This window comes from Pseudonocardia sp. SID8383, from assembly GCF_009864975.1.
Taxonomy (GTDB): domain Bacteria; phylum Actinomycetota; class Actinomycetes; order Mycobacteriales; family Pseudonocardiaceae; genus Pseudonocardia; species Pseudonocardia alni.
Window position 1 is genome coordinate 1 of the sequence record NZ_WWFY01000232.1, and the last position, 527, is coordinate 527.

General features: G+C 79.9%; 1 protein-coding gene. It reads left to right on the forward strand.

Annotation, left to right across the window (positions count from 1 at the left end; translation table 11 throughout):
* Positions 1 to 98: 98 nt before the first annotated feature.
* The coding region (locus GTW08_RS05590) for a hypothetical protein (RefSeq protein WP_202416436.1) at positions 99 to 527 on the forward strand (429 nt) is incomplete at its 3' end.

Sequence of the window (527 nt, forward strand, 5' to 3'; positions counted from 1 at the left end):
GCGGCGGTCCCGGCCCGTCGCCCCCCTGCGGAGAGCCCGACGGGGACGACACCGGCGCCCTCTCCGCCGCGCTCGCCGGTCGCGCGGCGGTCGGACCGGTGCTCCTGCTCGTCGACGACGCGGCCCGCTGTGACGCCCGGTCGCTGCGCTGGCTGGCCCGCCTGTGCTGCCCGCGGGCCTGCCTGCGCGTGGCGGTGGTCCTCACGGTGCTCGACGGCGATGCCGGACACGACGGCGGTACCCGACACGGCGGCGCCACCGGGGGACTCCCGACGGAGCTCGCGGCGGTGGCCGACGCGGTGCGGCCGCTCGGTCCCCTCTCGGACGAGGCGATCTCGGTGACGGCCCGTGCGGTACTCGGGCGGGACGCGACCCCGGAGCTCGTGGCCGCGCTGTCCGCGGCCACGGAGGGGAACCCGCTCCACCTCACCTGCGTGCTGGAGGAGCTCGCTGCCCGGCCGCAGTGCACCACGGAGCCGCCGGCGCGCCGGGTGGCCGGCGCCGCGCCGGCACGGCTGCGGGACCGG